18 protein-coding genes and 1 pseudogene are annotated in these 21,553 nt (G+C 63.8%); 12 read left to right on the top strand and 7 right to left on the bottom strand.

The features are described from left to right. Nucleotides 1-92: 92 nt before the first annotated feature. Complete coding sequence (locus Hrd1104_RS03660) at nt 93-359, bottom strand: co-chaperone YbbN (RefSeq protein ID WP_154551476.1); 267 nt, start codon at nt 357-359, stop codon at nt 93-95. A 133-nt stretch (nt 360-492) separates the two neighbouring features. Here Hrd1104_RS03660 and Hrd1104_RS03665 point away from each other — a divergent pair, with 133 nt between their 5' ends. The 3 genes and pseudogenes from Hrd1104_RS03665 (at nt 493) to Hrd1104_RS03675 (ending at nt 2,483) form a co-directional block, all read left to right on the top strand. Next, on the top strand, nt 493-651 hold the full coding sequence (locus Hrd1104_RS03665; protein WP_154551477.1) for a preprotein translocase subunit Sec61beta: 159 nt from the start codon (nt 493-495) through the stop codon (nt 649-651). Between the two features lie 67 nt (nt 652-718). After that, nucleotides 719-1,096 (top strand): hypothetical protein, encoded by a 378-nt coding sequence (locus tag Hrd1104_RS03670; protein WP_154551478.1) that lies wholly within the window; start codon nt 719-721, stop codon nt 1,094-1,096. Continuing rightward, nucleotides 1,093-2,483, top strand: a pseudogene (locus Hrd1104_RS03675) (DUF402 domain-containing protein). The gene Hrd1104_RS03670 and the pseudogene Hrd1104_RS03675 overlap by 4 nt, the downstream one beginning before the upstream one ends. Nucleotides 2,484-2,531: 48 nt before the next feature. Here the strand turns inward: Hrd1104_RS03675 and Hrd1104_RS03680 are convergent. Then, nucleotides 2,532-3,239 (bottom strand): TIGR00266 family protein, encoded by a 708-nt coding sequence (locus Hrd1104_RS03680; RefSeq protein WP_154551479.1) that lies wholly within the window; start codon nt 3,237-3,239, stop codon nt 2,532-2,534. A 79-nt stretch (nt 3,240-3,318) separates the two neighbouring features. On the opposite strand from Hrd1104_RS03680, the gene Hrd1104_RS03685 reads away from it, so the two are divergent. Further along, nucleotides 3,319-3,714 (top strand): hypothetical protein, encoded by a 396-nt coding sequence (locus Hrd1104_RS03685; RefSeq protein WP_154551480.1) that lies wholly within the window; start codon nt 3,319-3,321, stop codon nt 3,712-3,714. Between the two features lie 19 nt (nt 3,715-3,733). Here Hrd1104_RS03685 and brz read toward each other — a convergent pair whose 3' ends face one another. Then, nucleotides 3,734-3,916: a transcriptional regulator Brz gene (brz, locus tag Hrd1104_RS03690; RefSeq protein WP_154551481.1), complete on the bottom strand. Its 183-nt coding sequence runs from the start codon at nt 3,914-3,916 to the stop codon at nt 3,734-3,736. A gap of 108 nt (nt 3,917-4,024) precedes the next feature. Between brz and Hrd1104_RS03695 the strand changes: the two genes are divergently transcribed. The 3 genes from Hrd1104_RS03695 to Hrd1104_RS03705 are packed head-to-tail and all read left to right on the top strand — an operon-like array spanning nt 4,025 to nt 8,747. After that, nucleotides 4,025-5,101 carry a Brp/Blh family beta-carotene 15,15'-dioxygenase gene (locus Hrd1104_RS03695; RefSeq protein ID WP_154551482.1) on the top strand — a complete coding sequence of 359 codons (1,077 nt, stop codon included), beginning with the start codon at nt 4,025-4,027 and terminating at the stop codon, nt 5,099-5,101. Nucleotide 5,102: 1 nt separating this feature from the next. Continuing rightward, nucleotides 5,103-6,686, top strand: coding sequence for an NAD(P)/FAD-dependent oxidoreductase (locus tag Hrd1104_RS03700; RefSeq protein ID WP_154551483.1), 1,584 nt, complete (start codon nt 5,103-5,105; stop codon nt 6,684-6,686). A gap of 48 nt (nt 6,687-6,734) precedes the next feature. Then, nucleotides 6,735-8,747 (top strand): bacterio-opsin activator domain-containing protein, encoded by a 2,013-nt coding sequence (locus Hrd1104_RS03705; protein ID WP_154551484.1) that lies wholly within the window; start codon nt 6,735-6,737, stop codon nt 8,745-8,747. Nucleotides 8,748-8,782: 35 nt separating this feature from the next. Here Hrd1104_RS03705 and Hrd1104_RS03710 read toward each other — a convergent pair whose 3' ends face one another. Next, nucleotides 8,783-9,175: an SRPBCC family protein gene (locus Hrd1104_RS03710; RefSeq protein ID WP_195837623.1), complete on the bottom strand. Its 393-nt coding sequence runs from the start codon at nt 9,173-9,175 to the stop codon at nt 8,783-8,785. 427 nt (nt 9,176-9,602) lie between these two features. Between Hrd1104_RS03710 and Hrd1104_RS03715 the strand changes: the two genes are divergently transcribed. After that, nucleotides 9,603-10,361 carry a lycopene cyclase domain-containing protein gene (locus tag Hrd1104_RS03715; protein ID WP_154551486.1) on the top strand — a complete coding sequence of 253 codons (759 nt, stop codon included), beginning with the start codon at nt 9,603-9,605 and terminating at the stop codon, nt 10,359-10,361. Nucleotides 10,362-10,841: 480 nt separating this feature from the next. Here Hrd1104_RS03715 and Hrd1104_RS03720 read toward each other — a convergent pair whose 3' ends face one another. Next, nucleotides 10,842-11,567, bottom strand: coding sequence for a bacteriorhodopsin (locus Hrd1104_RS03720; protein ID WP_305037635.1), 726 nt, complete (start codon nt 11,565-11,567; stop codon nt 10,842-10,844). Nucleotides 11,568-11,743: 176 nt separating this feature from the next. Here Hrd1104_RS03720 and uvrA point away from each other — a divergent pair, with 176 nt between their 5' ends. From uvrA to Hrd1104_RS03740, 4 genes are all read left to right on the top strand, one after another. After that, nucleotides 11,744-14,713, top strand: a complete 2,970-nt coding sequence (gene uvrA / locus Hrd1104_RS03725; RefSeq protein ID WP_154551488.1) for an excinuclease ABC subunit UvrA — start codon at nt 11,744-11,746, stop codon at nt 14,711-14,713. Between the two features lie 47 nt (nt 14,714-14,760). Beyond that, the gene (locus tag Hrd1104_RS03730; RefSeq protein ID WP_154551489.1) at nt 14,761-15,150 is read left to right on the top strand and encodes a thioesterase; all 390 of its coding nucleotides are present in this window, start codon (nt 14,761-14,763) and stop codon (nt 15,148-15,150) included. Between the two features lie 181 nt (nt 15,151-15,331). Then, the gene (locus Hrd1104_RS03735; RefSeq protein ID WP_154551490.1) at nt 15,332-17,959 is read left to right on the top strand and encodes a PAS domain-containing protein; all 2,628 of its coding nucleotides are present in this window, start codon (nt 15,332-15,334) and stop codon (nt 17,957-17,959) included. A gap of 77 nt (nt 17,960-18,036) precedes the next feature. Beyond that, the gene (locus Hrd1104_RS03740; RefSeq protein WP_154551491.1) at nt 18,037-19,119 is read left to right on the top strand and encodes a geranylgeranyl reductase family protein; all 1,083 of its coding nucleotides are present in this window, start codon (nt 18,037-18,039) and stop codon (nt 19,117-19,119) included. 35 nt (nt 19,120-19,154) lie between these two features. On the opposite strand, the gene Hrd1104_RS03745 is transcribed toward Hrd1104_RS03740, so the two are convergent. Then, nucleotides 19,155-20,165, bottom strand: a complete 1,011-nt coding sequence (locus Hrd1104_RS03745) for an aminomethyltransferase family protein (RefSeq protein ID WP_154551492.1) — start codon at nt 20,163-20,165, stop codon at nt 19,155-19,157. 63 nt (nt 20,166-20,228) lie between these two features. Continuing rightward, complete coding sequence (locus tag Hrd1104_RS03750; RefSeq protein ID WP_154551493.1) at nt 20,229-21,509, bottom strand: PGF-CTERM sorting domain-containing protein; 1,281 nt, start codon at nt 21,507-21,509, stop codon at nt 20,229-20,231. Between the last annotated feature and the right edge of the window lie 44 nt (nt 21,510-21,553).

Genomic DNA, 21,553 nt, shown 5'->3' on the forward strand with positions numbered 1-21,553 from the left:
GACACAGTACAGTGTCGTCGCGTCGCTTGATGCTGACAGCGCTGTCTCCTCGCTCGATGGCCACCAAACGCGGGAAAAGCGGAGTGACGTCGCTACGTGGACGCCTCTTCGAGAGCCGATTCGATATCGTCGGCCTGCGTGACGCCGATGAATCGCTCGACGATGCCGTCGTCGTCTTCGATGATCAGGGTCGGCAGCGACCGCACTTGATACTCGTTGGCGACGTCTTGGTTCTCGTCGACGTCGATCTTCTCGAACTCGACGTCCGGCCAGTCGTCTTTGAGGTCTTCGAGGATCGGATCCTGGGTCTTACACGGGCCACACCAGTCTGCTTGAAAGTCCTTGAGAGTGACGGACATGATGCCTACTGTGGTTAGCCGAGGCGGCGAAATAAGGGTTTTCACTGTCCGACTCTCAGTGGGCAACTTCCCCTCTCCCAGCCGGGGCTGACGTGTCGTAAGCCTTAGGCCGATCGGTGGCGTCCACCACGATATGAGCAGCAACGACGGCGGCGGCCTGATGTCGAGTGCCGGTCTCGTCCGGTATTTCGACGCCGAAGACCGTAACGCAATCACGATCGATCCCAAGACGATTGTCGCCTTTGGTGCACTGTTTGGCGTGCTGGTTATCGTCCTGAACATCGTCGCTTGAGCACCCAGGGGCCACCATTCGCGGTCGACCGCGACGTTTTCAAACGCGCCCTGCCAACCGCGAGCACATGCACTTCGATCCGCGAACCCAGCGGGCACTCCGGGAAGTTGGCCTCTCTACTGAAGACATCCAGACGGCGGCCGAGATCGTCGTCGAAGCGACGGACGAGACGGCCGAGGCGATCGAATCGTTCTTCGAGACTCACCAGCAGGTCGTCTCCGACATGACGATGGCCCACAGCGACGCCGACCACCAGACCCACGTCGTCGAGTATATCGATCTCTACACCCACGCCGACGACATCAGGGGCTATCTCCGGTTCGACGACTGGGGCGTCCCTATCGAGGGCGGTCGCGTCCTCGAAGACGGCAAACTCGTCGAACTCGCCCTCGGCTCGACGGTCAACGACCGGGTTCGGTTCGCGCTCGACACTGACACACTATGACGGCTACTGCGCCATTCACGGTCCAGTGCCGTGGGATCTACGCGACGGCACTCACTGACTTGCTCGTCGCAGACGAGCGATTCGCGGTCGGCTGGCCGTCCGGTCCGATCGCCCGCCGGTTCGACGTCGACTTCGAGACGGCCCCACCCGACGCCTCGATCGTGCCCGACGACGATCGTCTCGGTGTGGGCGTTCTCGGTGACGAGGCAGCCGTCGGCGCGGTCGTCGACCGACTCAGGGTCGCTACAGACACATTGACGTGGGTAGATTCGACCCCGCGGGGGCTGTCTTCGACGGCGTCGTCACGGACACGCTTGGAAGCGGCGCACTGGTCGATCTTGGCGACGACGAGGCGTTTCTCCCTTACGGCGCGACAGCGGCCCACGTCGAGACCGACGATCGCGTGCGCGTCCAGATCGACCGCCCTGTTGGCCCCTGGAGTGACGCGCGTCCCGAAGTGACGACCCAATTCTCGATTCGGGGCGCGCTCGCGTCGCTAGTGCGTGAGGAATCGACAGCGACGAGTGGTCCCGATTTGCTCGATGTCCTTTCCGTGGAGATCCCCGACGGGTGGCGTGTCTCCTGGGACCGCGAGGCCGACGAGGCTGAGTTCGCGGTGCTCGAAGCCGCTCTCGAACCGCTGCTCGATCGCGCCGAGGATCTCGATCGAGCACTCGCCGAGGCCGACGATCGCACCCGGACGGGCCAGGTGTTCCCAGGGGAGTCGACGACCTGGGTCCAGTTCGGCCGGGCGTCGCGGTTCGAACTCGATTCGCGTCGCCGGGCCGTCACGCCGACGATGCCCGGCCACCATCGCATCAAGGCGGGCGCAGAACAGGCCAGTGCCGCCGTCGATTTCGTCGAGGCGCTCGCCCCCGACTTCGAGGGGTCGTTCCCCTTCGATGTCGTTACTCGTCAGTTCGGCCCGACGGTGGGCGACCGGGTGAGAATTGCCCACGGCAAACCCGACGGCCGGACGATCAGTCTCGGTCACGGCGAAGTCACCGACCGCGACCCCGATGGAACCGTCCGGGTCGAGCGCGAGATGTCGCCGGGTGGTACCTACGATGGGCTGGGGATCGAACGCCAGGCCGGCGACGTCGCCGTGACGAAACTCACCGAGGGCAGGTGGTGGTATCCGACGGTCTACCGGGGTAACGATGGACAGAAGCGCGGCACGTATGTCAACATCTGTACGCCCGTCGAAGTGTTCCCGGACGAAGTGCGATACGTCGACCTCCACGTCGATGTCGTCAAACACGCCGATGGAACCGTCGAGCGCGTCGACGACGACGAACTCGACGCGGCGGTCGAAGCCGGGCACGTCCCCGAAGCCCTCGCGGCAAAGGCCCGGGACGTCGCCAGCGCCGTCGAAAACGCACTGTGAGCGGTGTCATCGGCCACCGCCTCGCGCCGACCGGGTAATCGACCGTGCTTAGAAGTCGACGCTGAACCCACTGTCGTGATCGCCGCCGTCTCCGGACGGGAGGTTCGGAATCAGCCACGAGAGGAAAGCGTCGGTACTGCGGGTCTGCAACCAGACCGAGCCCTGGCCTTCGAACTCACAGACCAGCCCCTCGCCGCTGAATAGCGTCGACTTGAGGCCACCGACTTTCCGGACATCGAAGCTCGTCGAGCCCTCGAAGGCGACGATGTGGCCAGTGTCGACCGTGTAGGTTTCTCCCGGGTCGAGATCGACGCGCTCGATCGCACCGTAACTCGACAGGAAGGCCCGGCCGGTCCCAGACAGTTCCAACAGGAACAGCCCTTCACCGCCGAAAAACGTCCGTCCGCCGCCAAACTGCGTATCGATGTCGACTCCGGATTGGGCAGCCAGGAACGACCCCGACTGGACGAGCAGACGTTCACTCTGGAGGTCCTTGTCGACGACATCGCCAGGTAGTGGCGGCGCGAGCGTGACGTGGCCCGGCCGCTCGGCGGTGAACGTGTTCATAAAGAACGACTCCCCACCGAAGGCCTTGCGTTTCAGCGAATCGACGATCCCGCCCTGCGCACCGGTTTCGATCTCGATGCCGTCTGTGTGACTGACCATCGCGCCGGCTTCGGCCTGCACTTGCTCGCTCTGGTCGAGTTCGACCGAGAGGAGCGCATACGAGGGCCGATGCTCGATTTCGTGATCCATGTCTTGACCCCTCGGTGGCCTCGTAATTGAATGTGTTCCCGACGACACCGTTTTACTTCGGCACACGGTACCATACATCATGGCGGGGGACAGTTCCTCAGCACCACCGGATGCGACCGAACGGGAGGCATTGCATCGGATCGAACTCGGTATCGAGTGGCTCCACCGGGCACACGGCCACCTGATCGCGTTTCACCACGATACGGGCCACGCGATGGACCACTTCGCGGCTGCAGAGCAGGCATTGCGCGAAGGGGGGCAGACGGACCTTGCCGATACGCTCAGAGACGAGTTGTTGCCCCGGGGTGTCGTCGACGAGGACCGGTGGTCCTACGACGTCGTCGAGGACTTTCAGTCGGGCGTCTACGCTGACCTGCAAGCGTTCGATCGGGCGGCACACGAGGCTGTGGCCGACGGGCGGCGCCACGTCGTCGAGCGACACCAAGAGCAGGCGTGGGCCGAGCGCTCGGAGTAGCTTCTTGCCGAGTTACCTCTCAAAACTCGAAGGTGACGTACAGCCGGTGCCCGTTCGGGCAGGTATTTTCACGCTCCTTGATGCGATCGTCGGCTGGCTCCTCTCGCGGTTCAGGGGCGACCGACCGCACTGTCGAATTCCGGGGCAGTCCCATCTGGAGTTCGGCACCGCACTCCGGGCAAGCGAGGGTTTCGATGGCCATCACTCTCAGTTCGGTCGCGTTCGTGTTAAATCTCTGGCGAGTGCGCGCTCGTCCGTGCCTAACCAGTTGGGGTGGCGATTGAGGCCACTCCGTGGGTAACCTCGGACTATGGGACAGACTGCAAACACGCACCGCACGTCCGTGGCTCGCCCGTCGGCCGCCGAGCCGCTCGTCGTGACGGTCTCACGGGTTGCGCTCGGTGGGATAGCCGCAGCGTTCGTGCTGGCCCACGCTGTCGGGGTCCGACTGGGCATGGAGGCCCAGGCCGCGATCTACCTCTTTGGGATGGTCGCGTTGAACCTCCCCCACGGCGGGTACGAACACTTCAACAATATCCGCCAGCGCGGGTTGAACTTTCAGTGGCAGTACGTCGTCGGCTACCTGGCGCTGATCGGGGCGTTTCTCGCGCTGTTCGTGATTGTGCCGGTGGCTGGACTGGTCCTGGCAATCGTCGTCGCCGTGCTGAAGGGCGGATACGGTGGCGTCCACGTCATGGACGCTGTGACTGGCAGTGGCCATCTCCGCTCGTCCCCGCAGCGACACCTCGCCGCACTGGTCCGTGGCGGTGCGGTCATGGCCGTCCCGATCGTCTTCTGGCCGGGCACGTTCGAGACGTTCAGCTCGTATATGGTCTCGATTTTCGATCCGGGTGCGCTCGGCCAGTTCAGTCACCTCTTTGGGGTGACCCGCCCACTGATCGCCGTCGGATTTGGGGGGCTTGCGGCTGTCCACCTCTCGTGGGGGTATCTTGGCCGTGACGGCAGCGGATCGTGGCTCGTCGACGCCGCCGAGACCCTCTTGTTGATCGGGTACTTCGCGGTCGTCCCGGTGGTCGTGGCGGTCGGGCTGTACTTCCCGCTGTGGTACTCGCTGCGTCAGGTCGGCCGCCACGTCGCCGTCGAGGACGACGTTCCGGCCAACGGCGGGATCCTCTCGGGATCGATCGACAGCGACGACCCTCGCGTCGTGGCGATGACGGCCTGGGGCGTGTTGATCGTCGGGGCCGTCGCGACCGCGACAGTCGTCGGGGCGATCTATCTGGCTGCGACCCGACCGCTGGCCGGCGCACCGCTGCTTGCGGGCGGGGTAGCGTTCTGGAGCATCGCGATCAGTATCATCGCGTTGCCCCACGTGGTCGTCGGATCGTTTTTAGACCAGGGCCGCGGTATCTGGTACGTACCCTAACATGCGCGAGCAATCACCGCTTGCGGGCGAGACGATCGACGTCATCGGCGGCGGCTTCGGCGGCCTCACGACGGCCTGTTACCTGGCCGACGCTGGGGCCGACGTGACCGTCCTCGAACAGCAAGACCGCCTGGGTGGCGCGGCAAACGTGATCGAAGCCGACGGGTTTCGGTTCGACACCGGCCCCTCCTGGTATCTGATGCCGGACGTCTTCGAGCGCTTTTTCGATCACTTCGGCCACGACCCCGAGGACTTCTATACCCTCCACCAACTGGATCCACAATACCGGGTGTTCTATCGCGATAGTGAGCCAGTTCCGGGTGCCGGGACGCTCGACGACGAGGGGATCGACCCGCCTTGTGACTGGGTGACGATCACGCCCGACATCGAGCGGACGCGCCGAACGTTCGCGGCCTACGAGACTGGCGGTGGTGAGGCCTTCGACGCGTATCTGGCGGAGGCCGAACACACCTACGACGTGGGGATGGAGCACTTCGTCTACGAGGATCGCTCTCGCTTCCGTGACCTGATAGACCTCGACGTCGCGCGACTGGGGCCGGGGCTGAAAATGCTCGGGTCGATGCAAGATCACGTTTCCTCGTACGTCGAGAACCCGAAACTCCAGCAACTGCTGCAGTACACGCTCGTGTTTCTGGGCGGTGCGCCCCACAATACGCCGGCGCTGTACAACCTCATGGCTCACGTCGATTTCAACCTCGGCGTCTACTACCCCGATGGCGGGATGTACAGCGTCGTGGAGGGGCTGGCCGACCTCGGGAGGCAACTCGGCGTCACGTACCGGACGAACACGGAAGTGACCGATCTCCAGTCGACGACGACCGGGTTCTCGCTCCAGACCAGCGCGGGCCGGCGCCGGGCCGATCGGGTTGTCTCAAACGCCCCGCAGGCCCACGTCGAGCGCGAGTTACTCTCGCCGGCCAATCGCGACCACGAGCTCGACCACTGGGACGACCAGACCTACGCCCCGTCCGCACTCTTGCTGTATCTCGGCGTCGAGGGCGACGTTGACCCGCTCGCCCATCACTCGCTCGTGTTCCCCGACGATTGGGACCCCCACTTCGAGACGATCTTCGAGGATCCGGCCTGGCCCGACGATCCGGCCTACTACCTCGCGGTCCCGTCTCTGACCGACGACGGGGTCGCGCCCGAGGGCCACCACGCTGTGGTGGTCCTGTTGCCGCTCGCCCCCGGCCTCGACGACACGCCGGAGCGCCGCCAGGAGTATCGTGATTTGGTCGTCGACGATCTGGCAGACAACGTTGGCGTCGACATCCGCGATCGGATCGTCTATGAGTCTTCGATGTGTGTCGATGACTTCGCCGAGCGATTGAACTATCCCCAGGGAACGGCACTGGGACTTGCCCACACGCTGTTCCAGACTGGCCCGCTTCGACCCGCCCATCGCGCCAAATCCGTCGACGGACTGTACTACGTTGGCGGGTTCACCTCGCCGGGGATCGGCGTCCCGATGGCGTTTATCAGCGGCCAACACACCGCCGATGCCGTTCTCGAAGACGCCCAGCGAGCGGGTGGGTTGTTGTCGACACTCCGGGCTGCTCGCTGATCGCGACAGCCCCGACCTTTAGGTCGATCGTCCGCCTATACCAGTCCCATGAGCGAGTCAGCCCATGGGCGCCGCTTGCTGCGTGTCGGGAGTACCCCCGACGGCGACCCCTTGCCGGCGGACGTGTTACGTTCCCGGACGGGGAACGTGGTCGTAGACACAGAACGGGACTTCTCTGCTGCGCTCTCGCGGGTCGAATCCGGGGCGGTCGATTGTGTGATCGCCGATCACGCTTCGGATGGGTTCGACGGTCTGTCGCTGCTCGAAGCGATTCGGCGGGAACGGCCGAACTTTCCAGTGTTTTTGCTTCCAGCGACCGAGAGTGGTGCTGTCGCACGACGCGCTGTCAGCGCTGACGTCACGGCGTTTCTCCCCCAATCCTCACCGGAGTTGGTCGATCAAGTACTACAGGCACTCGACGACGCTGTCCCGGAGACTCGCGAGGATCGAGTCAGGATGCCGATCCACGACCGGACCGCGACCGAAGAGCAACGCCTCAAAGAGCGCGCCCTGGACGAGGCACCGGTCGGCATCACGATCGGTGATGCCACCGAACCGGACGAACCGCTCATCTACGTCAACGATTCCTTCGAAGCGATCACCGGCTACGACAAAGAGGAGGCCATCGGTGTCAACTGTCGGTTCCTCCAGGGCGCGGATACCGACGCCGAAACGACCGTCGACATCCGTGAAGCCGTCGAGAATACCGAATCGGTGTCGGCCGAACTGTTGAACTACCGGGCGGACGGTTCGACATTCTGGAACAATCTGGCCATCTCACCGATCCGGGACGACGACGGCAACGTGACGAACTTCGTCGCTTTCCAGCAGGACGTGACCGAACGCAAGGAGGCCGAGGCTGCGATCCGCGAAGAACGAGAAACCCTCCGTCGGCTGCTCGATCGCGTCGAGGGGCTGGTCAGTGACCTCTCGGAGATTCTGGTTCGGGCGGACAATCGGGACGAAATTCACCGGATGACCGTCAGCCGACTCGGCTCGGTCGCGAAGTTCGATCGGGCCTGGATCGGCACGTACGATCCGACCACCCATACCGTCTCCATCGCGGCGCACAACCAGGACCGTCTCGGGGAGCAGACGATCGCACTCGATGCAGACCGTCCGAGCGCCGACCGTCTCGCGGCGACCCTCGAAGCAGACGAGATCCAGCGACTCGAAGACGCGGCGACGCTGGACCCGCCGCTCGGATTCGAATCAGGACAGGCTGGATCGGGTGTCCTCATTCCACTGTCCTACCGCCGGACGACCTACGGCGTCCTCGCGGTGTTCGATGCCGACCCGGAAGCGTTCGACGGGACCGAACGGGCGATCTTGGGGGCGCTTGGCCGGGTGATCGGGGCGGCGATCAACGACGTCCTCAGCAAGCGGACGCTCACGACCGACGTGACGATTACGATCGAAGTCGACCTGCACGATCCATCGCTGTTCCTCGCGGACTTGGCGAGTACGGCGACCGATCCCATCGCCTATCGCGGTACCCAGGTCCACGACGACGGCCGCGTCGCGTTTCTGTTTGCCGTCTCCGCGGCCGACGAGGACACTATCCTCGCGGCCGAGGACCGGTACGAGGCTGTCACGGACGTCTCGGTCCTTTCGAGGGCTGGTGAGCAACTAGTCGTCGAGATCATCACGGCTGGAGCGGAGTTCGTCGATGCGCTCGCAAGCTACGGGGCAAACGTCGGCACTGTCGCCATCGACAGCCAAAGTGTCCGCGTCCGGTTTACGGTTGCGACCGAACAGAACGGCCGGGCGATCGTCGAAGCACTCGAAACAGCCTACGAGGACGTCGAATTGATCGCGTATCACGAGTCCGGAGACGCCAAGCAGGCCCCCCGATCGTTTGCCGAAGCTGTCGAGGCTGACCTCACCGATCGGCAGCTGACGGCGCTGCAAAAAGCCTACACCAGCGGCTTTTTCGAGTGGCCCCGCCAGTGTGAGGGAGAGGATCTCGCGGCGTCGATGGACGTGGTGCCCTCGACGTACTACCAGCACCTCAGAACGGCCGAAAAGAAACTCATGCGAGCGTTCTTCGAAGACGACTGAGATTGCCTGGGCGGGGCCGTCCGCCGTCGCTTTGGTTAGTGCTCTAAATACGACTGCAACGTCGACAGCGTCGCCGTTACTTCCTGTTCGACTCTCGTTTCGACGACGGCGGTCGGGACAGCGTTGAGGACCGCCCTCGGCACTCGAATCGCCATCGCACAGGTTATCCGCGTTCCGTTGCCGGTCGCAGTGAGCCGATACCGGACAGTACCATCGAGTGCGCCCGACAGCGAGCGGACGAGTCGCGTCGGCGGGCGACGCAGGCTGTCGGTCAACTGGCCAGACAGCGTGACGCCGGCGAGTTCGTACTGATAGCGGGTCGCGAAGCCGTCTTCGGGCGGTGTCGCACTGACGGCGACCAGGCCGGGGGTGATTTTCACCTGGTTTCGGGGGTCAGCCAGGAACGCGAACCCCGTCCCGGGGGGCACGCCGACGCAGATTGAAGCTTCGTGTGTAAACACTGGCGATCACCGCTCCGAGGTGGATACGTGGGGGCGATCGGTCGGCGTTTCACAGACAACCCCGGCTCGACCGCCAACACGTACTTCGTCGGTCACTGAGTTGTAACTTGTACCGAACTGGTTTGGTCGCGACTCTCTGGGCACGACTTTCAGTTTTCTCGACAGTTCTCCCCTCGGCGACGGGTTCAGGCCGGCGGTTCAGGACACTATCGAGGCAATCGGTGTCAGACCCCAACTGACTGGGTACGCTTTTGAGCCGTGGTGGGGACATAGTAACACTGCTAGCCATGAGCAATCGAGTACTCGCCGCGACAAATGACTGGCCCCGACAGACAGTGGCCGGCGGTTCGCGTTGTGTGACTCGGGCTGTCTTCTCGGTCCGAGCGGAGGCGATATGGGCCTGACGTACCTGCAGTTTACGCTGTTTTTCGTCGGGCTCCCGATCGTCGGCTTGGCTATTGCCCTGTTTGCCACCCGCCGCGTGCATCCGGCCCAGTTGGCTGGTACGATCGTGTTGCTCGGTGTCGCGCTCGTCTATACATTGCCGTGGGACGCCTACCTGATCCGAACGGGTGTCTGGGAGTACGGCTCGATCGTCGTCGGGCACGTCGGCGCCGTCCCCTACGAGGAAGTGCTGTTTATCGGTGGCCAGACGGTCCTGACTGGCTTGTGGACCGCGCTGGTTGTTCGCCCGGACGGTCGTGGGCCGTCCGTGAGGACCCGACAGCGGATCGCCGGCGTCGTTGGCGGGTTGCTCGTCGGTGGGCTTGGACTGCTCGCGTTGACTGTGACGACGTTCCGGTATCTCGGCGCGATCCTGGCCTGGGCGGGACCAGTACTCGCCCTCCAGTGGGGCTTTGGCTGGCCTGTCCTGCTGGCAAAGCGACGCGGCGTCTTGGCCGCACTGGCCGTCCCGACGATATATCTCTGGGTTGCCGATCGGCTGGCGATCGGCCTCGGACTGTGGATGTTCTCACCGACGTACACCACTGGCATCTCGGTACTCGGGCTCCCCATCGAGGAAGCGATGTTCTTCCTGGTGACGAACGTGTTCCTCGTCCAGGGACTGGTCCTGTTCGGCTGGGTCGTCGAACGCGGCGTACTCCCCTCGCTATCGGCGGCTCTCGGTACTGTCCCGGAGCGGACTGAGTGACCCCCAGACCACCGAGACATCCCACTTGACGCTCGATTCCTCGACGGTCACTCCGCTGAGCGAGCGAACGCCCAGTTCCGGCTCCGCCAGTTATCGAATCGGGCTCTCGCGGGCCGGCCCGGCGGTGGCGCGAAGCTGAGCCCTCGCTCGCGGGCGGTCGGATGCACCGAGCAAGTAACGCCTCGCGCTGGCTGTCTCGCTGTCCCAGTTCGACGTGCCGACTCACACTACAACGGTGTCGCACGATTGTTCGGCGATGGCGGTCACCTCGCCGGGAGCGACCGACCCGACGGGGCGAGCGAATCGCCGGACACGTCCGAGTGTACGGGGTCGACGCCTCTCCGAGTGAGGCGAGTCGTGACCTCGCCAGACGACAATCAGCTCATTGGACGCGTTCAGAGTGCCTGCAACGACGTACACACTCGACCGTGTGCGATCCGGGTACAAATCGCGAAAATGGACGTGAGAGCGGACGTCCAGTTAGTCAGCTGCGTGTGCGGACTCGCCAGACGCCGGTGCGGCGTCGTCAAGGACGTTGTGACTGCGCAGCAAGATGATCCCGAAGATCACCTTCGCAGTTACGTCGAGTACCGCGAAGCCGGCGGTCTCCGGGCCGATGCCGATGACCGCGAGGCCTTCGGTCCCGATGATCCACCAGACCGGGTAGACCAGCCACAGGAGGCCGATCATGTTCCGGAGCAGCTTGAACGTACTGCGCGTGTCCGGCGACAACTCGTTGGCTTTGGTCGTCAACGTCGAGAACAGGAAGTACAGCAACACCAGCAGGAAGCCGGTGGAGACGCCCCACCAGACGATCCGGAGGGCTTCTGCTTCCAGGCCGGCCGCGCCAGTGAACTGCAGCGTCGCGACGACGCCGGTGAGGATCATCAGCACGTCCAGCCCGACGAGCGTCGAGATGGTGTTACGGTCAGCGCCCGCGAGCAACGCGATGTCGTACAACAACAGCGGCGTCGTCAGGATCCAGTCAGTGTACCGTGCCCAGTAGATCGTCTCGGGTTCCTCGAAACTGGTCCCGATGATGTCGTTGACGACTTCGATCGGCAACCGGCCGAACCCGGTTGCCATCGCCAGGTAGTTCACGAACGCGATCGCCGCGATGAACGTCGTGACGATGTAAAATTTCTTTCGCCGGGAATCCCGTACGTTCCAGCCGGTTGCGATGAAGTACAGCATTCCCAGGAACATTCCTGCCGTGCCTGCCCACAGCGATATACTGGTTAGGTCTACCATGCGACAATGAAAGATTGTTGCCGGTTTCGGGTAATGACCGTACCAAACCAATTCGGTATCTGACCGGTCACTCACCCGAGACGGGCCTGTACCGACAGGGTTTCACGGGTCCAGGCCGTGGCAAACATCGAATGAGTAAGGACGTTATCGAGGTTCGCGGGGCCGAGCAACACAACCTGAAAGACGTCGACGTCGAGATCCCCCGCGAGCAGTTGACGGTCGTTACCGGCCTCTCGGGGTCGGGGAAATCCTCGCTCGCGTTCGAGACGATCTACGCCGAAGGGCAGCGCCGCTATATCGAGTCGCTGTCGGCCTACGCACGGAACTTCCTCGGCCAGATGGACAAACCACAGGTCGAGTCAGTCGAGGGGCTCTCGCCCGCAATTTCGATCGATCAGAAGAACGCCGCGAACAACCCCCGATCGACGGTTGGGACCGTCACGGAACTCCACGACTATCTCCGCTTGCTGTATGCCCGTGTCGGGACACCCCACTGTCCCGAGTGTGGCCGGGAGGTCGGCGAACAGAGTGCGACGAACATGGTCGACCGGATCCTCGAGTTGCCCGAGGGCACGAAGCTCAAGATCGCTGCGCCGATCGTCCGCGACCAGAAGGGTGCCTTCGAAGATCGCTTCGAGCAACTGGTCGGGGAGGGCTACAGCCGCGTCGAGGTCGACGGCGAGGCTTATGACCTGACGCTGGATCGCCCGGACCTCGACGAGAACTTCGACCACACGATCGACGTGATCGTCGACCGCGTTCAGGTCGCCCCCGACGCCCGCTCGCGGATCACCGACTCCGTCGAGACGGCCCTCACCCAGGGCGACGGCGTGCTCAAGGTCCTCGTCCCTGATCCGCCCGAGGGAGTCGCACTGGGCGGGGCGACGGCACGCTCGACGGGTGACCTCGCCGACGAAGCCGAGGCCGATGGCGACAGCGACGACCGACTCGTCGTCGAGTTCTCGGAGGATCTCGCGTGTACCCACTGTGGGATCGACATCAGCGAGATCGAAACCCGAAGCTTCTCGTTCAATTCCCCACACGGTGCCTGTCCCGAATGTGAGGGGCTCGGCGAGACCAAGGAGGTCAGCGAGGACCTGGTAATCACCGATCCCTCGAAGCCGCTCAAGCACGTCTTCGAGCCCTGGAGTTACAACCGGACGTACTATTCACGACAGTTGGACAACGTGGCCGAGCACTTCGGCGTCAGTCTGGAGACGCCCTTCGAGGACCTCGATCCCGAGATCCAGCGGCAGTTCCTCTACGGGACCGACGACGTCGTGCACTTTCAGTGGCAGACCAAGAACGGGACACGGGAAAAGACCGAGCGCTTCGAGGGTGTCATCCCGAATCTGGAGCGTCGTCACGTCGAGACCGACTCCGACCGGGCGCGTGAACACATCGAGGAGTTCATGGCGACGACGACGTGCCCGAACTGTGAGGGGACCCGGCTGAAGGCCGAATCGCGGGCCGTCCTCGTCGACGGCACGTCGATCACCGACGTCAACGAGCTGTCGATCGGCGACGCCCTGGCGCACTTTGAGGGCATGGAAGACGGGATGAGCGAGCGTGACGCCACGATCGCCACGGAGATTCTCAAGGAGATTCGCGCCCGGCTCGGGTTCATGGAAGAGGTCGGCCTGGAGTATCTCACCCTCGACCGAGAGGCCTCGACGCTCTCCGGTGGCGAGAGCCAGCGCATCCGGCTGGCGACCCAGATCGGCTCGGGGCTCGTGGGCGTGCTGTACGTCCTCGACGAGCCGTCGATCGGGCTCCACCAGCGGGACAACGATCGCCTGTTGAACACCCTGGCAGAATTGCGCGACCTGGGGAACACCCTTCTGGTCGTCGAACACGACACCGAGACGATGCGGCGGGCGGACAACATCGTCGACATGGGGCCGGGGCCAGGGAAACGCGGTGGTGAGATCGTCGTCAACGGGTCCTTCCAAGACGTCCTCGACACCGAGGAGTCGATCACCGGTGACTATCTGGCTGGCGAGCGGCGAATCTCCGTCCCCGACGAGCGTCGAGAGGCGACGGGAACGCTGACGATTCGCGGGGCCCGCCAGCACAATCTTACAGACCTGGACGTCGAGATTCCACTTGGGACCTTTAGCGCGATCACGGGTGTCTCGGGCTCTGGCAAGTCCACGCTGATGCACGACGTGCTGTATAAGGGTCTCGCCCGCGAGATGAACGACAACACCGAGGTCGACCCGGGCGAGCACGACACAATCGAGGGCATCGAGCAGATCGATACCGTTCGACTCATCGATCAGTCGCCGATCGGCCGGACGCCGCGGTCTAATCCGGCGACCTACACGGACGTCTTCGATCACATCCGCGAGCTGTTCGCCGAGACGAATCTCGCGAACCAACGGGGCTACGACAAGGGACGGTTCTCCTTTAACGTCAAAGGTGGCCGATGTGAGGCCTGTGGCGGCCAGGGCACCGTCACCATCGACATGAACTTCCTCTCGGACGTGGAGGTCCCCTGCGAGGAGTGTGGCGGCGATCGATACAATGCCGAGACCCTGGACGTGACCTACAAGGACGCAACCATCGCGGACGTCCTGGAGATGACCGTCGCCGAGGCCTCCGAGTTCTTCGAGAGCCACCCCGGGATCCGCCGCCGCCTCGAACTCCTGAAGGATGTCGGGCTGGGGTACATGAAACTCGGTCAGCCCTCGACGACACTCTCGGGCGGGGAGGCCCAGCGTGTCAAACTCGCCGAGGAACTGGGCAAGCAAGACAGCGGTGAGACGCTGTACTTACTCGACGAACCGACGACCGGCCTCCACCCCGAAGACGAGCGGAAGTTGATCGACGTGCTCCACCGCCTGACCGCCGAGGGCAACACGGTTGTCGTCATCGAGCACGAACTCGACCTCGTAAAAAACGCCGACCAGATCATCGATCTCGGTCCCGAGGGTGGTGAACACGGGGGACAGATCGTCGCCCATGGGACACCCGAAGACGTGGCACGGACCGACGACTCCTACACCGGACAGTACTTGCGGGATCTCTTGCCCGAAGTCGACATGGACGGGCCGCGAGCCGATCGCGAACTGGCGACGCCCCCAGCGGCCGACGACTGACGCGAAACCAACAGGCAGAAACGCCATCGGGGCGCTATTGGTCGACGATGGTCGAGCCGCAAACGCACGAACAGACGTCCGAAGCATACGTCGGACAGCCCATCGAGATCGGGACGGACACCGCCGTCGTCGAACTGGCGACGACTGCGGAGATGGCCGTCGACGAGACCGGCCTCGTTCACGGCGGTTTCGTCTACGGGGCGGCCGACTACGCGGCGATGCTCGCTGTCAACGAACCGACTGTCGTCCTCACCGGCTCTGCGGTGACCTATCCGAATCCGACGCGCGTTGGCGAGACCGTCCGTGCGACGGCGACCGTGGTCGACTCGGATCCACGACCCAGCGTCGAGGTAACGGCTGAACTGACTGAGACAGATGCTGTCGTCCTCTCGGGGACGTTCGACTGTGCTGTGCCCGCAGACCCTGTCTTGTCCTAACCGCTCTCCGGGCACCGTCGTCGGGAGTGACGTGCGGACGGCCAATAGCGCCGAGGCGTGCCAATCAGTCCCGACGGCCCACGCCTGGACGATGACACGATCGCGACTCTCACCGGTGGGCGCTATCATTTCAGGGAACGACGACCCATCACTCAAATGCTATCAGCACCAAGACCAGCCAATGGCACACGTCCAGACGGAGCCTGATTCGCTACAGGTTCTCTACGTGAACGACGACGAAGCGTTCGCTGATCTCGTCCGGACGAAACTCCCTCGGATCGATCCCGACCTTGCGGTCAGCACTGCGAGTGACGCCCAGGCGGCCCTCGATGCCCTCGAAGCGTCGACGTTCGATTGTGTCGTGACCTCCTACGCGCTTCCGGAACACACCGGGCTCGATCTCCTCGAAGACGTTCAGTCACGTGACAGCGAGATCCCGACGATCCTGTTCACTGGCCGGGGCAGTGAGACGATCGCGAGTCGGGCGTTCCAGGCGAACGTCTCGGATTATATTCCGGTCCGTTCGAACCAGGAGAGCTTCGCGTTGCTTGCCCGTCGGATCCGCACGCTAACCGAGGCCAAACGCGAGCACGAGGTCGCCGAGCGGATCTCCGATCGGTTCGAGCGAACCCTCGAGCGGGCGACAGATGCGATCTACGCCGTCGACACTGACTGGCGTATCGAGTACATGAACGAGCGGATGGCCGATAGAATCGAGCGCGATCGAGCGGCTGTGATCGGTGCGAATCTCTGGGACGAATTTCCCACGATCGCCGGGACGGAAATCGAATCGAAGTATCGCACCGCGATGGAAACGGGCGAAGCAGTCTCTTTCGAACAGTACGTCCCGTCCCCTTTCGAGTACTGGGTCGAAATCCGGGCGTTCCCGGACGAGGATGGATTGACCGTTTTCTCCCAGGAGATCACCGAACAGCGAGAACTCGAGCGGGAACGCCGCCGACTCGCAGAGGAGTACGATGCGCTGTTGAGCAACTCCGGAGACGCGATCTTCCTGCTGGACGTCGAGCATACAAACGGTGATCCCGAGTTCCGCTTTTCGCGCCTCTCGCCGGGTTACGAGACCCAGACCGGGCTCACGACGGCAGAGGCCAAAGGCAAGACACCGAGTGAGATCTTCGGCCACGAGCGTGGGGCAGAACTCGCGGCAAACTACCAGCGGTGTCTCGACGCCGGCGAGCCGATCTCCTATCGGGAGGAACTTTCGGTCGCGGACGATGCACGCTTCTGGCAGACCAGTCTGGCGCCGGTCGCCGTCGACGGCGAGGTGATCCGGATTCTCGGGATCGCCCGGAACGTCACCGAACAGGTCGAGCGAGAACGCGAACTCGAACGGACCAAACAGCGACTCGAATCACTCATCGATGCGGCACCGCTGACGATCATGGAGATCGATCCCGACGGCACCGTCCGCCGCTGGAACCAGGGTGCCGAGGAGATGTTCGGCTGGTCCGCCGAGGAAGTCGTCGACGAATTCAATCCGATGGTGCCCCCGGACAAGCGAGATGAATTCGCCGACCTCCGCCAGCGGGCACTCGACGGCGAGCAGATCCGTGGGGTCGAAATTCGACGCAAGACCAAAGACGGCGACTGGCTCGACCTCTTGTTGTCGGTCACGACGATCGACGGAGCTGACGGTGAGCCAACCAGTATTCTCGCCGTCCTCGAAGACATTAGTGACCAAAAGCAACTGGAACATCGGCTTCGGGCCCTTCAGGAGACTGCCCAACAACTCAGTGGCGCACAGTCGACCGAGGAGATCGCGACCATCGCGGTGACGGCAGCCGCTGACGTCCTCGATCTCACAGTCACGGGGGTTTGGGAGTACAACGAGCGGGCGGACACACTCGATCCGCTCGTTCAGACCGATACCGCAGCGGAATTCTTCGACGAACTCCCTCGCTTCGAGGGCGGGGAGAGTCTCGCCTGGGAGGCCTTCGAGTCCGGTGAGTTGCGCCGGTACGACGACCTCCACTCGGCCGAAGGGGTGTACAATCCGGACACTGAGATGCGAAGCGAGATCATGGTTCCGCTCGGCGAATACGGCCTCATCTCGACTGGATCGAAATCGCCACACGTCTTCTCGGAGACCGACGTCGATCTGTTCCAGATCCTTGGGGCGACCGCCGAGGCGGCACTGGCACGAGCGAACCGCGAGGCGGAACTGAAGCGACAGAACGAGCGACTCGATCAGTTCGCCAGCGTCGTCGCCCACGACCTGCGCAACCCCCTCACTGTGGCCATGGGCTTTCTCGACGTTGCGGCGGAGTCAGGCGATCCGGAACACTTCGAGAAGATCGAATCGGCTCACGACCGAATCGAACGACTCATCGACGACTTGCTCACCCTCGCGCGTGGGGAATCCACCGTCGAGGACGCCGAGCGGATCGCCCTCGATGCCATCTCGACGGAAGCGTGGGGCTACGTCGATACGGACGCGGCGGCCCTCACTGTACGTGAGGAGGCTCCCGTCGTGGCGGGCGACCCGGGACGCCTGACTCAACTGTTCGAGAATCTGTTCCGGAATGCGGTCGAACACGGGGGCACCGACGTCCAAATCACCGTCGGGTCGCTGGCCGATCGCCCCGGCTTCTACGTCGAAGACGACGGCGACGGCATCCCGCCGGACCGCCGGGAAACGGTCTTCGACCACGGTGTCACGACCAACGAGGGCGGGACTGGGTTCGGTCTCTCGATCGTCGAGGATATCGCTCACGCCCACGGCTGGGACGTCTCGGTTACTGACGGGACTGACGGCGGTGCTCGATTCGAGTTCGAGACCGACGCGTAGCCCTCGTGGACGAGTGGGTCCCCACTGGCGACCGCGACCGTCAAAACCTATACGCCTCGACCCGTTGACCCAGACACATGCGCGACGTGATCGTCGTCGGTGCGGGACCGGCCGGCAGCCGCTACGCTCGCCGGGCGGCCGAAGACGGCCTGGACGTCCTCGTTTTCGAACAGGGGACCATCGGTGAGCCGTTGGCCTGTTCGGGCCACGTCAGTACCGATGTCCTCGAATACGTCCCCGAAGACGACCGTGCGGACTTGCGCCAAAACGAGATCTACGGTGCGAACTTCCACCTCGGCGGGCCAGATAGCCGTGCCTACCCATTCTACAAGGAAAATGTCATCTCGCAGGTGATCGATCGCGTCGGTCTCGATCAGACACTCGCCGACGCGGCCAGCGATGCCGGGGCGACGGTCCGGGACGGCCACACTGTCACCGAGGTCGACGAACGCGCAGATCACGTCGAGGTGACCGTCAAAGGAGCGGACGGCACCGAGACCCACCGGGCACGACTGGTCGCCGGCTGTGACGGCCCCCAATCCCGCGTCCGGGACGCAGTCGGGCTGCCGGAACCCGACGAACTCCTGCATGGGGTCCTCGGATTCGATCCGGCTCCCGACGCCGGTGAGTTCGTCGATGTCCACCTGAACGTGCCGCGGTTTTTCGCCTGGCGCATCCCGCGTGGCGAGGCCGGCGTCGAGTACGGGCTCGCCGCGCCGCCGGGGGAATCTGTTGGCGACCGGTTCGATGCGCTCACCGACGCCTACGGCGTCGAGACCGAACGCCGGTGTTCCGGTCTCATCCCGATTGGCCCACCCGATTCGGTCACGAGCGATCGAGTCTTCCTTCTTGGAGACGCAGCGGCCCAGACCAAGCCGTTCACCGGCGGGGGGATCCGCTACGGCATGACGGCGGCCGATCACGCCGCACGGACGATCGATCCTGCCCGCCCGGAGACGCTTGCCGACTACGAAGACGCCTGGCGGGCGGAGTTGGGCCGGGAGATCCGTCTCGGTGCCTGGGTCCGGCGGGGGTACTCTCTGCCGGAACCGATCCAGCGAGTTGGGCTCAGACTGTTTTCGGGGCAGATCGGCGTCCACATGGACGAACCCTCGTCGTTGTTCTCACGGGCACAACTGCGGGCGCTGTTCTCACGCTGAAAGCATCACAACAGCGAGCCCGTTCGGTGCGTGGCTTACGGCTCCAGCAACCGTGCTGAGCGGTCGGACCCCTCGACGAACGGGGGTGACGCGATCGTCCCAGTGAGCCCCTCGTCGCCGATCGTGACGGTTTCTTCGTCTGTCTCGACCATCGCAAACCCGACCGCACCCTCGTCTTTGGGTTGTGCTCGGGCGCGAGTGACCTCACCGATCGCTCGATCGCCCGCATAGACCGTGGTGCCAGCTGTGGGCGCTGTGGCTGCGGTGAACGCTCGCAAGCGGCGCTCGCCGCGGGCCGGGCGCTCGCCCGGCGGAAACGCGTTTGTGATGCCGATAGCGCCCGGTTCGACATCCCGTAGCTCAGTTTCGAACAGCGGCGTCCCGGCTTCGAGAGTGAGCGTCTCCCACGTTTCGTACCCGAACGGCGCGGCGCTTGGCCCGCGATTGACCAGCGCGTCGAAGACGTCGTCGGCATCGTCAGCTGCCGCGATGAGCAGATAACCCTCTTCGCCAGTGACTCCATCATCACGAACGACAGTGACGCCGCTGTTCTGGATCGCACCACGATCGATCGACAGCGCTGTCTCCGGTGTCGTCGCCGAACAGACGCTGGCGACTTTTTCGGTCGCTTCCGGGCCATACACGCCGAAGACCGCGAAGGAAGCAGCCTTGTCCCGCACGAGGACTCCGTCGGCACTCCAGGCGTCGACGACGGCGTCGGTTCGATCAGGGGGAACGAACGCCAGAACGCGGTCTTCGACGGTGAAGACGTACGCGTCGGCCACGATCGATCCATCTGAGCGGATGAATCCGTACTGTCCGGCGTCGACGTCCGGCAGTTCGTTCGAGAACCGTTCCGCGACGACTTGCTCACGCCAGGCCCCTTTGACGACGATCGTGCCCACGCCGTGCTCGATGACGCCGGCCCCGTTGCGGACGGCCCGATACGTTCGTTCTGGCCGGCCGTAGTGTGCGACGATACGGGTGCCCGCCCGCGTTGTGACGATGCCGCCGTACTGCTCGTGGCGTTCCGGAAGTCCCGTCATCTATTCGATAGCGTAACCGGGGCCGGCGCATAAAACTCGCGCGTCGTCACTGCAGGACTCCCCTCACTGCCGCCGGGCCAGCAGGGCGACCGAAAGCACTGTCGCGATCGCGATGCCGATACCAAAGCCCGGCCCGCTCGTCGTCGTCACAGTCGTCGATCCGGGCGTGTCCGTCCCCGTGACAGTCGTCGTGGCCTCCGTCGGCGTCGCTGTCTCGGTTTCAGTTTCGGTCTCGGTCGCCGTTGCTGTCTCACCGCCTCCGGGGTCGACTCCCTCGACGGTCGCCTCGGCCCGTAGCCCGTCGGCTGTCGCCACGACTGCCAACTCGCCGGCGGCTTCGATCGGGACCGTCAGTGCGCCGTTGCTGTCCGTCGTGCCGACGCTCTCGCCTTCGACGCTGACTGTCGCCCCCGAGACCGTCTGGCCGTACTCGTCGGTGACAACGACTCGCACGGTCTCGCCGACGACGATCCGGTCGTTTGCGGGTCGCAGTGCTAACTCCGGCGTGCGCGAAACCGTCACATTGTGTTCGATCGCTGACTCGCTGATCGTGACCGTCGTCGTATTGGTGGTGTATCCGTCTTTCCGAACGGTAACGGTCTGCTCGGTGTTGACGGGGACGCGTAACGTCGCTTCACCGTTCGAAAGTGTCGTCACTGATCCGATCCCGTCGACATCGACCGTTGCCTCCGTGACTGCCCGTGGGGTATCGAAGTGCCCATCTCGGACGTCGAAGGTCACAGACACCGATGCTTCTTCGAGGGGAATCGCTCGCGAAACGTCGCCGGTAACCCGATAGCGCTTGCTGTAGTTCAGGTGCCCCGGCTTCGTGACTGCGATCTCGTAGGAGCCGCGTTCGATCGGTCCGGTCTGTAACTGTCCGTTCCCATTCGTCTCGCCCGTGAGGACTGTCTGTCCGTCCTGTGTGAGGCGAACTGTCGCGTTCGGGACGGCTGTGCCCGAACGGTCTACCTGCAGATCTATCGATCCTTTCCTGGCGACGTCGATGCTGACAGTCTCTGCACTCGCATCGGTTATCTCGACCGGCACGTTCCGAACGTAGTCCCCGGGTTCGACGGCGATCGTCACGTTCGATCCCCGTGGCACGTCGACCAGAGCCTGTCCGTTCGCTCTCGTCGTCACTGTCTCGTTGCCGTCTGCCCACGAGACATTGAGTGTTACATCACCGACATCGTTCCCGTCGGAATCCCCCACGGCGAGGGTAAGCGTCACTTTGTCTTGCCCCTGAGCGAGGCCAATCCCTCCGAAGGGAGCGACGGCCATCGCCCCGACGAGGACGACTACCCAGAGTCCGACGGCCACACGGCTACCGAGTACTGACATATGCGACACCACGACGAGTGATCATAAATCTCTAACGACACCGA

Origin of the sequence: Halorhabdus sp. CBA1104 (assembly GCF_009690625.1) — an archaeon.
In the GTDB taxonomy this organism is placed as follows: domain Archaea; phylum Halobacteriota; class Halobacteria; order Halobacteriales; family Haloarculaceae; genus Halorhabdus.

What these genes read in the sequence shown, in the direction of transcription:
- Hrd1104_RS03660 (WP_154551476.1), bottom strand. Translation starts at nt 359, where the DNA reads ATGTCCGTCACTCTCAAGGACTTTCAAGCAGACTGGTGTGGCCCGTGT.
- Hrd1104_RS03665 (WP_154551477.1), top strand. Translation starts at nt 493, where the DNA reads ATGAGCAGCAACGACGGCGGCGGCCTGATGTCGAGTGCCGGTCTCGTC.
- Hrd1104_RS03670 (WP_154551478.1), top strand. Translation starts at nt 719, where the DNA reads ATGCACTTCGATCCGCGAACCCAGCGGGCACTCCGGGAAGTTGGCCTC.
- Hrd1104_RS03680 (WP_154551479.1), bottom strand. Translation starts at nt 3,239, where the DNA reads ATGGATCACGAAATCGAGCATCGGCCCTCGTATGCGCTCCTCTCGGTC.
- Hrd1104_RS03685 (WP_154551480.1), top strand. Translation starts at nt 3,319, where the DNA reads ATGGCGGGGGACAGTTCCTCAGCACCACCGGATGCGACCGAACGGGAG.
- brz (WP_154551481.1), bottom strand. Translation starts at nt 3,916, where the DNA reads ATGGCCATCGAAACCCTCGCTTGCCCGGAGTGCGGTGCCGAACTCCAG.
- Hrd1104_RS03695 (WP_154551482.1), top strand. Translation starts at nt 4,025, where the DNA reads ATGGGACAGACTGCAAACACGCACCGCACGTCCGTGGCTCGCCCGTCG.
- Hrd1104_RS03700 (WP_154551483.1), top strand. Translation starts at nt 5,103, where the DNA reads ATGCGCGAGCAATCACCGCTTGCGGGCGAGACGATCGACGTCATCGGC.
- Hrd1104_RS03705 (WP_154551484.1), top strand. Translation starts at nt 6,735, where the DNA reads ATGAGCGAGTCAGCCCATGGGCGCCGCTTGCTGCGTGTCGGGAGTACC.
- Hrd1104_RS03715 (WP_154551486.1), top strand. Translation starts at nt 9,603, where the DNA reads ATGGGCCTGACGTACCTGCAGTTTACGCTGTTTTTCGTCGGGCTCCCG.
- Hrd1104_RS03720 (WP_305037635.1), bottom strand. Translation starts at nt 11,567, where the DNA reads ATGTTCCTGGGAATGCTGTACTTCATCGCAACCGGCTGGAACGTACGG.
- uvrA (WP_154551488.1), top strand. Translation starts at nt 11,744, where the DNA reads ATGAGTAAGGACGTTATCGAGGTTCGCGGGGCCGAGCAACACAACCTG.
- Hrd1104_RS03730 (WP_154551489.1), top strand. Translation starts at nt 14,761, where the DNA reads ATGGTCGAGCCGCAAACGCACGAACAGACGTCCGAAGCATACGTCGGA.
- Hrd1104_RS03735 (WP_154551490.1), top strand. Translation starts at nt 15,332, where the DNA reads ATGGCACACGTCCAGACGGAGCCTGATTCGCTACAGGTTCTCTACGTG.
- Hrd1104_RS03740 (WP_154551491.1), top strand. Translation starts at nt 18,037, where the DNA reads ATGCGCGACGTGATCGTCGTCGGTGCGGGACCGGCCGGCAGCCGCTAC.
- Hrd1104_RS03745 (WP_154551492.1), bottom strand. Translation starts at nt 20,165, where the DNA reads ATGACGGGACTTCCGGAACGCCACGAGCAGTACGGCGGCATCGTCACA.
- Hrd1104_RS03750 (WP_154551493.1), bottom strand. Translation starts at nt 21,509, where the DNA reads ATGTCAGTACTCGGTAGCCGTGTGGCCGTCGGACTCTGGGTAGTCGTC.